Here is a 10,185-nt window from a genome sequence, read left to right as displayed (position 1 = left end):
GGTATCTACCGCCCTATTCTCCTGACTTAAACAAGATTGAACATTGGTGGTTTGTCTTGAAGAACTGGATGCGACAATGATGGGATGAATTTGACAGCTTTCGCGATTGTGTCGATGCTGCCTTCAAGCAATGTCCTAATGTGTATGCGTAAGGCTATATAGCAGCCCAAGACGCCAAACGCTTGTGCCTGACCCAAAAATGGAATGGCGATGCCACTAATGACCCTGTGATTGTGCAATAGAGGAGGACCGCTGAATTGGGTATCAATGCGGAAGTCTTCAACCAACACAGGTTCTTGTGCAAGAAGCGTATAGCCTAGATGAGAATGTACTTGAGTACCAGCTAAAGCAGATCCTACTAGTCCATTTTGCCATCCAATTCCCGCTTGAAGCAGCAATGTGCAGTGGTTGGGTAGGAGCTTCCAAATGCCACAAAGCTCCACCTCTAGTACTTGAGCAACAAGCGTTACAGCTTCATTGAATAGCAGGGTTAGATGGGTGTTAGCGAGTGCCTGCTGCCCCAACTGAGCCACAGCCGACTGTTGGCGCGCATGAATTTGAAGTGCAGCTTCGGCTTGTTTGCGTTCAGTAATCTCATGGAACGCACTGAGGATCGACGATTCACCATTGAATGTAATCAACCGGAGGGAGACGGATACCCAAAGAGGAGTGCCATCCGCTTTCTTCACTCGCACCTCAAAGTAAGGAATGTGTCCTTCTTTGAGGAGACGTTCTAACATTGCTTGACGGTCAATGGCATCGTAGTAGAGGTTCGGGGTTTTGCGACCAACAAGCTCCTTACTATGTAGCCCAAAGGTTTGTTCTGCCTGGTTATTGGCATATAGCAGCAGCCCATCCATAACCCGACTAACCGTCATGGAAATGGGAGAGGTCTCCACCATTGCTCGAAACTGGGCTTCGCTTTCTGGCGAAACGATTTCTGCTTGTTTTTGTGCGGTGAGCGCATCTATCGGCTGGGTTTGAGTCTGTTCTGTAGCATCCGTCCAGATCCAAAGAATTGCCTGTTGCTCTTCATACTCAACCACTTGGGCTGAGACCAAGGTGTCTTGAATTTCTCCATGAATGGTCTTAAGCTGAAGCCTATAATTAACGAGTTGTTCACCCCTCTGGAGCCTGTTTAGAAGTTGAGTTTGCTCTGTAATGTTGGCATAGAACCTAGGCTCTATTGTGTCAAATATCTCACCGCTAGAAATGCCAAACAAAGGCTCCACAAATTGATTCTTTAGCAGAATTCGATTGCTTTCTATACTGGTGATGGCAATGGGTGAAGGCGTTAACTCAACGAGTGCGTAAAGCAAATCCTTCAATTTCGCTTGAGATCGTTGGCAAGCGTCTAGATCCTCTTGCAGCGTCTGATTCATCAGTTGGTAATGAGCAGCATGAGACTTGCTTGAACCCAAACCGTTGCTCTTGAAGTGAGAGCTAAGAGAAGTCATAGTTAAGCTCCTAAAGGTCGCAGAATCGGTAATGTAGCCGACCGCCCACAAGCAAATCTGATTACTTACTCTTCACAAACTGTCAGTAGAGCAGTTGAAGTAAAGTTAGTAGATTAGATTCAATCGATGCAAAGCAGCAAAGGGCAGTGATCCTATCTAAGATCTAGCTCAATAAAGCTACGCATAGAAAAAATAGAATTCGCCACTTCATGGGCAACAGCCTTGGGATAAGGAGTCAGCTTGCCTCTAGGTTTCCCGCAGAAACATCAAAAATCCTGATCTCTGTTAAAGTTTATACCAAAGTTAAACAAGACATTTGCTTTGAGAGAGCAGATGCCCTTTTGCTTTGTAGCTAGAAATATTTCTTGTCAAAGGATGCTGGGGGAATTGGTTTGTTCATCAATCTCTATAAACTTGGTCAAGCTGTATGATGCTTCGTCCACAGGTCTAGAACATTACCGCCAGTTGCACCGTACAAACAAAGGGCTGTGGCGGTCGCGCAATGCCGTAAAGGTCACAGCACGCAATGTACTCGTTGCACAATCCCAAGTGAATCTCTTCTCTTAAAGTTAAGGCTCATTGAATACACTTACTCTGCTCTAATTACTCCGCGAAACATGTTCATGCCACAGGTAAAGGCGTACTCTCCTGGTTTGTCGGGCGTGAATTCAATCGCTGTCTCTTGATTCAACGGCAGGTCAGCCGCGATCCGAAAATCAGGTATTAGAACTTTTTCTAAACAGCTACTGGGGTCTCTACGAAAAAAATTGAGTTGAACGGGCTGTCCCGCTTTCACCACCACTTGACTGGGTTCATACCCGCCATCAACTTGAACCGTAAGTTTCTGAATTCCTTGTTCTAAGCTGGATTGCTTGGCTTTTGGCTTACTGAGAAGGAACCACCAAAGCTCTAAGCCAATTAAGAACAAACCACCTGCTCCAACGCCAAGCTTGGCTTCTAACGGTTGCTCAATCCGTTCAAATTCACCTCTAGATGCTGAATGATCCGTTGGCATTTCAGTCGCTGCAACTCCAGATACCGTCCCTAACAGTAACCCTGCACTCGCTAAACTGCCTAAAATCTGACGCTTATTCAACATTGAAACCTCCTGAGTTATCATGCCAATGGCTTGGGTTGAAAATTCCGTAACCGCAACGCATTCGTCACCACTGAAACGGAACTGAATGCCATTGCGGCTCCAGCAATGATGGGACTGAGTAACCAACCAAAGAAGGGGTATAAAATTCCAGCTGCAATCGGAATGCCCGCAACGTTGTAAATGAAGGCAAAGAAGAGATTTTGGCGAATATTTCGCATCGTGGCACGGCTCAGTTGAATTGCAGTAATAATGCCCTGCAAGTCACCAGAAATGAGCGTGATGTCACTGGCCGCGATCGCTACGTCAGTTCCAGTGCCGATCGCAATTCCAACTTGGGCTTGAGCTAAGGCAGGTGCATCATTGATACCATCCCCTACCATTGCTACAATTTTGCCTTCGGATTGGAGTTTGTAAACCTGAGCCGCTTTTTGGTCTGGTCGCACTTCTGCAAACACACGCCCAATGCCAACTTCACGCGCGATCGTTTCTGCGGTCTGACGATTATCTCCAGTCATCATCACCACTTCTAAGCCCATCCGTTGTAAAGCGCGAACGGCTTGAGCCGAGGAGGGCTTGAGGACATCTGCAATACCCATCAACCCTTGCAGTTCACCATTAACGGCAATCAAAATGGCAGTTTTGCCCGAAGATTCCAATCGATCCTTGTCCTGTTGCAATGCTTGAGTGTCAACGCCCAACTCTTGCATCCAACGCCTGGTGCCAATTTGAATCAACTGATCTGAGATCCTACCTTGTACGCCGCTGCCCGCAATCGCCTCAAATTCCTGAACGTCTTTTAGCGCGACTTCTTGAGACTGGGCATAGCGAACTACAGCTTCTGCCAATGGGTGTTCAGAATTGCGCTCCACCGAGGCTGCCAGTTGCAAGAGTTTAAGTTCGTTACCGTTTGCTGTTCCAATGGTCGTGATGAAGTCTGTGACCGTAGGCTGACCTTGCGTCAGGGTTCCAGTCTTATCAAGCACGATCGTCTGAATCTTATGGGCAAGCTCCAAGCTTTCTGCCCCTTTAATCAAGATGTCATTTTCTGCGCCCTTCCCGGTGCCGACCATGACCGAGGTGGGTGTTGCCAGTCCTAGCGCACAGGGACAGGCAATGATCAGCACTTCCACCATCGTGATCAGCGCCAGTGTGAAATTGCCCATCACGATGAACCAGATAACGAAGGTGGCGATCGCAATAGCAATCACGGCGGGCACAAACCAAGCTGTCACCTGGTCTGCCAGTCGTTGAATCGGGGCTTTTGAGCCTTGAGCCTGCTGCACCAGCTTGACGATTTGTGCCAGGAAGGTATCTTTGCCGACTCGTGTGGCGCGAAACTTGAAGCTACCCGTTTTGTTGATGGTAGCTCCGATGACTTCATCGCCTGCCTGCTTTTTGACCGCAACGCTTTCCCCCGTTACCATGGCCTCATCGATCGTCGAACTGCCTTCGATCACTTCACCATCAACCGGAATCTTTTCGCCAGGGCGCACGACTACGATGTCACCTAATTGCACTTCGGCGATCGGCACTTCCATTTCCCGATCATCCCGAATGATCCGGGCATCGCGTGCTTGCAGTCCTATCAACTTGCGAATCGCGTCAGAAGTTTGCCCTCTGGCACGGTTCTCAAACAAGCGTCCGAGCAGGATCAACGTGATGACGATCGCTGCGGTCTCGTAATAAACACTGGGTATCAACCCCTGAGCCGTGAGAAAGCCAGGGTTAATGGTAATGAACAGTGAATAGAAATAAGCCGCACTGGTACCCAAGGCAATCAACGTATCCATCGTAGCTGTGTGGCGCTTCAAGGCTTTCCAGCCGTTGGTGTAGAACGATCGACCGCACCAAAACTGCACCGGAGCCGTCAAAATTGCTTGAAACCAGAAGTTGTGCAGCCATGCTGGAATGAAGGGAAAATCTAGCCCGGTCATCATCGGCAGTGAGCCGATCAGCAACACCGCACTGATGATTGCTCCCACCCAAACTTTGCGGGTTAAGTCTCGCGATTCTGCCAGCCGTGCTGCTTTTTCGGCATCGTCTTCGCCCGTTACCATCTCCGATTCTTGCAGCGAGAAAGCGGAATAACCTGCTTCGCTGACGGCATTTTGAATCGCATCTAAACCAGTCTGCTGTGGGTCATACGTGACGGTGGCTTGTTCTGCCCCAAAATTAACATTGGCGACCGCAACCCCCGGCACAGTCTGAATTGCTTGCTCAATATTATTGGCGCAGGAGGCACAACTCATGCCTCGCAGTTTTAGTGTTGTAGTATCCATTGCAGTTTGTCGTTTTCATCCCGATAGAGGCTAAGTAAGGGTGTATTCCGATGCAGCGATCGCCCTTAAAATTTTCAAGAGTTATTCAGAGGAGTTCATTAATCAAGCTGCAAACGTTACTGGAACTGAGTTACAGTTGCGCTGAGTTCTTATATCTGACATGAGAGATCTGACGTTTGACAAACCAAACTGTCAAGTGTGGCACCAACAACCACATTGCTAATGACACCAGTCCAGTACCTAGCAAAGGAAGGGTTGGCATGGACTCGGCGTACGCCCATCTATCCAGTGGTCCAGTTGCTAAGGCTTCAAAAACAACTGTAATTACCACGCCTACAAGCGTAAAAATGCCTACTTGCTTTCGGCTGGGTCGCTGCACCCATTGACGCGACTTTGCTAAAGTTGCAACCACCCAGAAAGAGGTCAGCGAGATGCCAACATCTCTGACTGTAGCAAGGGTGCAGTTTCTAGTCCTATCAAAACAAGAGAACTCATTTGAAACCTGGTAAAACGGCATCTGTTGAACTTCCCAAATGAAAGACAACAGAAATGAGAATATAGCCACATTCCATTCAGGTGAATTTAGCCAGCGCCAAGAGCCAATGATGTTCTGATGATTCGACATAATGGTGTTCTGATAATTTGACGTAAAATTACTAATCCACTACGTACCCTGCGGCAACGATCGCCGCTTTCACTGTCGCTTCAGGCTGTTGAGTATTGATCGTGACCTGCTTTGTTTTGGGATCTGCTGCAACGGTGGCGGTGGGGTCGATCGCAATCACTGCGTTCGTAATGGTGGTAGCACAAGCAGAACAGGCCATATTCGGAACGTTGAATTCGAGTGTCATCATGTCAATCCTTGAATCACTACATCAATTTTGGAGTCTCCTCTGCACTAGAAAGTCAAGTGCATAGCTCAACGATGTGGGAGAAACCTGCTTGCATCACACACCGACTGCTGCTCGTTTACGGACGAACGGAAGGCGTTCAGTTCCTGTCTTAGTCTCCAGGTTGGGACAAATGGTTCGGGCTGCAAGCTCTGCTGGCGGCTGATCTTGCCAGCCTGATAACAACCCTTGCAGTTCAGAGCGCAAGAGTTGCAATGATTCAATCTGCTCGGTGATCTGTTGTACTTTCTGCTGAAGGTTCTGCTTCACATCATCGCAAGGCAGTTGCCCTTGATCATGCACTGCCAGAATCTCTTGAATCTCCCGTAGACTCAGACCCAACGACTGCGATCGCTTGATAAAGGCTAGCCGCCCGAGCACGTTTGGCTCAAAAAGCCGATAGTTTGATTCTGAGCGACGCACCGCTGGTGTAAGCAAGCCAATTTCTTCGTAGTAGCGAATTGTTTTGATTGGCAAATGGCTAACGGCAGCCACTTCACCAATCTTCAACAAGCCTTTCATTTCAGTTGTAACCATGTTCCAACTTCGCCTCTGCCAACTTCAATCACTTTCTACTTCCATCTTGGAGTCTCCAGTTCACTAGAGAGTCAAGGGTGCAGTGGAAAAAGGGAGCCAGTGCTTGAAAAAGCTGTGCTGTCGGGTTTATCAAAGCATCAGCAAATTAGCCAGCATCAAAATTAAAAGCTTTCTGGTTGCTACGCCATTACTGCTGCCATTTGACGGCAGGCTTCAGAACAGCGCTCGCAGTGGTCGTGGTCATGCTCCTCACGTTCAGCGGCGATGGCAGGCTTCCAGCAGAAATTGGTGAGATTGAGTTGCGGTCATAACTTCGCTCTTACTTGGGTTAACAACACCTGCGACTCATTTGCTCTCAGGTTTCACCCTAGAAGCGCATTCAGGTAATTCCCTCCCTCCTCCAAAGGCAGGGCTAGTTCATCAGTGGTAGAAAAATGATAATGGGTGATACCCTTTCTCACCCCGCTAGCCATGAGCCTGATTGATTCTCTCAAGCAAGTGCGAGACTATCGTACCCAACCACAGTATCCACTGTGGGTGATTCTGTTGCTGGTAGTGATGGCAACGATGAGTGGTTGTGTGGGGTACCGAGCGATAGAGTCCTTTGTGGTGCGCCATCAAACCCAATTGCTGAGGGTACTCGAAGTGCCCTATGAGCGGTTACCCTGCTACTCGACGATTCGCCGCGCCTTGGTGCGAGTGGGCTTTGAGTCGTTAACGCAGGTCTTCAACCAATGGGCACAAGAGACGGTTGAGCTTGAAGACCAAGCCGCTTGTGCCGTTGACGGCAAGAGCATCCGAGTCAGTCTGAGAGATTACGACCATGCTTATCAAGATTTTGTCAGTGTTGTGTCGGTGCTGAGTACTCGACTGGGACTGGTCGTCGCTCTGCAATCCATGCACAACAAAACGAGTAGTGAAATCGCAACGGTACAAACCTTGTTGGAGCGTCTTCAGTTGCAAGCAAAGCTGATGCCGAATTTGATCTTCGCTTCCTCAATGCCATGATTCCGCATCACGAAGGCGCAGTCGTCATGGCAAATGATGCTCTCAGCAAGTCAAATGATGCTCTCAGCAAGTCAAAGCGTCCTGAAATCCAAAAGCTGGCTCAGGAAATCATTGCCTCTCAAAAAGCTGAAATTAAACAGATGCAGCAGTGGAAACAAGCCTGGTACAAGCAATAGTTCCGGCTGCAAGATTTCATTTTGATTTCATGCCTGCCTGAAACACTGGTGATTAACTGCTGTGCGAAGGAACCTGCCAATGACTCATCTCCCTCCAAGATCGACTGCCCGGATTACTTCTCTTGTCCTGTTGCTGCTCCTGGCGACTCCGCTGCGTGTCTTTGCTCATGCGGGACACGGCAACGAATTTCAGGGCAGGAGCCACGCGGCTCAAGCTACTGATGCCATTCAAATCGATGCGGAAACGGCGAAACGCTTGGGTTTGAAGGTTGAAGCAGTCTCGCGTAAACGCTTGGCGTTTGGCATCAAAACGACGGGACAAATTGAATCATTGCCCAATCAACAGGTAGAAGTGACGACTCCGGTAAGGGGAACCGTGACGCGGCTATTGGTCCAGCCGGGAGATCGGGTAAGCGTAGGTCAGGCAGTTGCCATCATGACCAGCCCAGAACTGGCAGAACTGCGAACGACTGCCTTAGATCGCCGCTCAGAGGCGATCGGCTCAACCCAACAGGCACAAGCCGATTTGCGACTGGCACAGCAAAACTTCGCTCAACAACAGAAAATTGCGGCGATGGACGTAGCTCAAGCCCGGACCCAACTCAGTTTTGCTCAGGAGCGCTTTGACAAAGATCGGGAACTAGCTGCCAATGGTGCTATTCCCCGCCGCACCTTTCTAGAATCGGAAACCAAACTGGCAGAAGCAAAAGCGGCGCTCACCAAAGCTGCCAGTCGCTTAGAGGTTTCGGAAGCAGCAGCACAATTGCAACGAGCAGAGTCGGCGGTACAGGTGGCTCGATCACGCGTGAGCCTAAGTGCAGAAACCTATCAAGCCCGTCTGCGACAACTGGGCGCAAGTGCAAACCAGGATGGCACGATCACGATCGCGGCTCCCATTTCAGGAACTGTTGCTGATCGGGAAACCACCACAGGTGAATCGGGCGAGGACGCAGGCAAAAAGGTGATGACAATCATCAACGGTAGCAGCGTCCAGGTGAGTGCCAATATCTATGAGAAGGATATCGATCGCATCCAGACTGGGCAACGAGTCCAGATGAAGGTTGCCAGTTTGCCCAACCGCACATTTCAAGGACGTATCAGTGTCATTGGTTCGATTGTTCAGGGTGAAACCCGTGTGGTACCTGTGAAAGCACAACTGGAGAATCCGAACGGGGCGCTAAAACCAGGGATGTTTGCTGAATTAGAGGTACTAACGGATCGTACTCCTATCGCATTACTAGCGATTCCGAAGTCTGCACTAGTGACAACGAACGACAAAAAGACAATCATCTTTGTCCAAAATGGCACTGCCTTTCAGCCGACCGAAGTCATCTTAGGGAGAGAAGCAAGCGAGTTCGTTGAAGTTAAAAGCGGACTGTTTGATGGCGATCTCATTGTGACTCAACGCGCGAACCAGTTGTATGCTCAATCGCTACGCGGTGGTAGCAAGCTAGCCGATGATCATGGAGAAACGGAGTCTGCACCCGCTTCTAGCTCACAACCTGCAATTCCTTGGTGGGCGGTAATCCCTGCGGGGGGAGCAGTTATGGCAGGGGCATTTGCGGCTGGTATGGTATGGGCAAATCGCCGCAACCGCAAAGCGTTTGTTCCAATACCCAATGGTCTGGGATGTGAATCAGAAGACTCTATCAATGGCTTCTCAGCAAAACCAACGGCATCTCACGAGTTTGCTGAGCGTCAGAGAGATTAAATCCTTTACAAATATCAAAACAAAAGCCTAGTCCAGCCCCAGCGATAAGACAAAATTTTTGTAGGAGACTTTATGCACATTCACAATCTTGAACAGTGGCAGCACACTCACGATTTCTCTGCTAACCAAGAAGCAGCAGAGAAAAGCACCCAAAAGGTGATGCTTCTAACAGCCTTCACAATGGTTGTTGAGATTGTCACTGGCACTCTCTTTGGCTCAATGGCTTTGTTGGCCGATGGCTGGCACATGGCAACTCATACCGCCGCTTTTGGGATCGCTATCTTTGCTTATCGATATGCTCGTCGCTACTCAAGTAATCCCAAATACACTTTTGGAACCGGAAAAGTTAGTGCTCTTGGTGGTTTTGCGAGTGCTACGGCACTTGCCGTAGTTGCGCTGGTGATGGCGCTGGAGTCAATTTCCCGCTTCTTTCAGCCTCAGGTCATCCAGTTTAACGAAGCGATCGGGGTCGCGATATTTGGACTGGTGATTAATCTGATTAGTGGTTTTCTGCTTCAAGAACACCATATCATTCTCATGGTCACGGTCACGATCACCATCAGGATTACAATCTGCGGGCGGCTTACGTTCATGTTTTGGCAGATGCGCTCACCTCTGTTTTTGCCATCGTTGCGTTGCTTGCCGGAAAACTCCTTGCTTGGAATTGGCTAGATCCAGTGATGGGTTTGGTGGGCGCAGCCTTGATCACCCGATGGGCGTTCGGCTTACTCCAAGATACCAGTTCAGTATTACTGGATGGAGCCTCTGATCGACAAACAAAAGCAGCCGTTATCTCCGCAATTGAAACGGATTCTGATAGCCGCGTTGTTGACCTGCATGTGTGGTCTGTTGGGCAGGATCACTTGGCAGCAATTATTTCACTGGTAACGCATTATCCTAAAGCACCAGAGCATTACAAAAAATTGCTGACTAATATCGGGCATCTTTCTCACGTTGTTGTGGAAGTCAACCCGTGTCATGGGCAGCCCTGTTTACCTTCTTTATCTGGCAGCAACACAGCCACTTAA

The 10,185-nt window shown here is 49.1% G+C and carries 11 protein-coding genes and 2 pseudogenes; 7 read left to right on the top strand and 6 right to left on the bottom strand.

The window, feature by feature from the left end; translation table 11 throughout:
• Window positions 1-152 (top strand): annotated as a pseudogene (locus AB3R30_RS23230) (transposase); the annotation flags it as partial.
• Between the two features lie 18 nt (window positions 153-170).
• Here AB3R30_RS23230 and AB3R30_RS23225 read toward each other — a convergent pair.
• The 6 genes and pseudogenes from AB3R30_RS23225 to AB3R30_RS23200 all read right to left on the bottom strand — a co-directional run.
• A pseudogene (locus tag AB3R30_RS23225) lies at window positions 171-1,382 on the bottom strand (PAS domain S-box protein); the annotation flags it as partial.
• Window positions 1,383-2,046: 664 nt separating this feature from the next.
• A complete protein-coding gene (locus tag AB3R30_RS23220) occupies window positions 2,047-2,556 on the bottom strand; it encodes a cupredoxin domain-containing protein (RefSeq protein WP_458651591.1) in 510 nt (169 codons plus the stop codon).
• Window positions 2,557-2,573: 17 nt separating this feature from the next.
• Window positions 2,574-4,835 (bottom strand): heavy metal translocating P-type ATPase, encoded by a 2,262-nt coding sequence (locus tag AB3R30_RS23215; protein ID WP_458651590.1) that lies wholly within the window; start codon window positions 4,833-4,835, stop codon window positions 2,574-2,576.
• Between the two features lie 130 nt (window positions 4,836-4,965).
• Window positions 4,966-5,460, bottom strand: a complete 495-nt coding sequence (locus tag AB3R30_RS23210; protein ID WP_458651589.1) for a hypothetical protein — start codon at window positions 5,458-5,460, stop codon at window positions 4,966-4,968.
• A 31-nt stretch (window positions 5,461-5,491) separates the two neighbouring features.
• Entirely contained in the window at window positions 5,492-5,689 is a 198-nt protein-coding gene (locus tag AB3R30_RS23205; RefSeq protein ID WP_458651588.1) for a heavy-metal-associated domain-containing protein, read from the bottom strand.
• Window positions 5,690-5,782: 93 nt separating this feature from the next.
• Window positions 5,783-6,262 carry a heavy metal-responsive transcriptional regulator gene (locus tag AB3R30_RS23200; protein WP_458651587.1) on the bottom strand — a complete coding sequence of 160 codons (480 nt, stop codon included), beginning with the start codon at window positions 6,260-6,262 and terminating at the stop codon, window positions 5,783-5,785.
• Window positions 6,263-6,344: 82 nt separating this feature from the next.
• On the opposite strand from AB3R30_RS23200, the gene AB3R30_RS23195 reads away from it, so the two are divergent.
• The 6 genes from AB3R30_RS23195 (at window position 6,345) to AB3R30_RS23170 (ending at window position 10,185) form a co-directional block, all read left to right on the top strand.
• Window positions 6,345-6,554 carry a hypothetical protein gene (locus tag AB3R30_RS23195; protein WP_458651586.1) on the top strand — a complete coding sequence of 70 codons (210 nt, stop codon included), beginning with the start codon at window positions 6,345-6,347 and terminating at the stop codon, window positions 6,552-6,554.
• A gap of 179 nt (window positions 6,555-6,733) precedes the next feature.
• On the top strand, window positions 6,734-7,270 hold the full coding sequence (locus AB3R30_RS23190; protein WP_458651585.1) for an ISAs1 family transposase: 537 nt from the start codon (window positions 6,734-6,736) through the stop codon (window positions 7,268-7,270).
• On the top strand, window positions 7,267-7,446 hold the full coding sequence (locus AB3R30_RS23185) for a DUF305 domain-containing protein (RefSeq protein ID WP_458651584.1): 180 nt from the start codon (window positions 7,267-7,269) through the stop codon (window positions 7,444-7,446). Before AB3R30_RS23190 ends, AB3R30_RS23185 begins: the two co-directional genes overlap by 4 nt.
• Window positions 7,447-7,525: 79 nt before the next feature.
• Window positions 7,526-9,157 (top strand): efflux RND transporter periplasmic adaptor subunit, encoded by a 1,632-nt coding sequence (locus AB3R30_RS23180; RefSeq protein ID WP_458651583.1) that lies wholly within the window; start codon window positions 7,526-7,528, stop codon window positions 9,155-9,157.
• A gap of 72 nt (window positions 9,158-9,229) precedes the next feature.
• On the top strand, window positions 9,230-9,829 hold the full coding sequence (locus AB3R30_RS23175; RefSeq protein WP_458651582.1) for a cation diffusion facilitator family transporter: 600 nt from the start codon (window positions 9,230-9,232) through the stop codon (window positions 9,827-9,829).
• Window positions 9,754-10,185: a cation diffusion facilitator family transporter gene (locus tag AB3R30_RS23170; RefSeq protein ID WP_458651581.1), complete on the top strand. Its 432-nt coding sequence runs from the start codon at window positions 9,754-9,756 to the stop codon at window positions 10,183-10,185. Before AB3R30_RS23175 ends, AB3R30_RS23170 begins: the two co-directional genes overlap by 76 nt.

Origin of the sequence: Sivoneniella epilithica UHCC 1019, from assembly GCF_040830845.1 — a bacterium.
Lineage (GTDB): Bacteria > Cyanobacteriota > Cyanobacteriia > Leptolyngbyales > Leptolyngbyaceae > ULC077BIN1.
This window is presented reverse-complemented; position numbering and strand designations above follow the sequence as displayed.

Coding starts and splice junctions, on each gene's coding strand:
- AB3R30_RS23220 (WP_458651591.1), bottom strand. CDS start 2,556: ATGTTGAATAAGCGTCAGATTTTAGGCAGTTTAGCGAGTGCAGGGTTA.
- AB3R30_RS23215 (WP_458651590.1), bottom strand. CDS start 4,835: ATGGATACTACAACACTAAAACTGCGAGGCATGAGTTGTGCCTCCTGC.
- AB3R30_RS23210 (WP_458651589.1), bottom strand. CDS start 5,460: ATGTCGAATCATCAGAACATCATTGGCTCTTGGCGCTGGCTAAATTCA.
- AB3R30_RS23205 (WP_458651588.1), bottom strand. CDS start 5,689: ATGATGACACTCGAATTCAACGTTCCGAATATGGCCTGTTCTGCTTGT.
- AB3R30_RS23200 (WP_458651587.1), bottom strand. CDS start 6,262: ATGGTTACAACTGAAATGAAAGGCTTGTTGAAGATTGGTGAAGTGGCT.
- AB3R30_RS23190 (WP_458651585.1), top strand. CDS start 6,734: ATGAGCCTGATTGATTCTCTCAAGCAAGTGCGAGACTATCGTACCCAA.
- AB3R30_RS23185 (WP_458651584.1), top strand. CDS start 7,267: ATGATTCCGCATCACGAAGGCGCAGTCGTCATGGCAAATGATGCTCTC.
- AB3R30_RS23180 (WP_458651583.1), top strand. CDS start 7,526: ATGACTCATCTCCCTCCAAGATCGACTGCCCGGATTACTTCTCTTGTC.
- AB3R30_RS23175 (WP_458651582.1), top strand. CDS start 9,230: ATGCACATTCACAATCTTGAACAGTGGCAGCACACTCACGATTTCTCT.